At 63.2% G+C, this 611-nt stretch carries 1 pseudogene; it reads left to right on the top strand.

The window, feature by feature from the left end:
• A pseudogene (locus N4Q37_RS27655) lies at window positions 1-611 on the top strand (RHS repeat-associated core domain-containing protein); the annotation flags it as partial.

A 611-nucleotide genomic window follows, 5' to 3' on the forward strand; every position in this document is an offset into this window, starting at 1 on the left:
CAGGTGCAGTTCGCCTACGACAGCTTCGGGCGGTTGCAGGCGCTGACCAATGAGAATGGGGAAAGCTATCGGTTTGCCTGGGACAGTGAGGATCGGTTGGCTGAGCAACAGGACCTCGATGGCAGCGCCAAGCGCTACACCTATGACCCGTTGGATAACGTCGCCTCCGTGACCGCCATTCCAGCGCCTTACGGCACCGGCCTGGCGATCATTCCCGAAACGCCACCAGCGCCCATCGTCCATCGCCTGGAGCGCGACGCCGTGGGTCGGCTGGTCGCCAAAGTCACCGACGATGGCCGCACCGAATACACCTACAACCCGCTGGACCAACTCATCGCCGTCACCTTCATCGACGTGCAGGGCAACGCGCACAGCCTGAGCTTCGCCTACGACGCCCTCGGCCAGTTACTCGCCGAAAACAGCGCCGCCGGCAACCTGCAACACCACTACGACGAACTCGGCAACCTGATCCAGAGCCAACTGCCCGATGGCCGCTGGGTCAATCGCCTGTACTACGGCAGTGGACACCTGCACCAGATCAACCTCGACGGCCAGGTCATCAGCGACTTCGAACGCGACCGCCTGCACCGCGAAGTGCTGCGCACCCAAGG

Origin of the sequence: Pseudomonas citri (assembly GCF_025336485.1) — a bacterium.
Lineage (GTDB): Bacteria > Pseudomonadota > Gammaproteobacteria > Pseudomonadales > Pseudomonadaceae > Aquipseudomonas > Aquipseudomonas citri.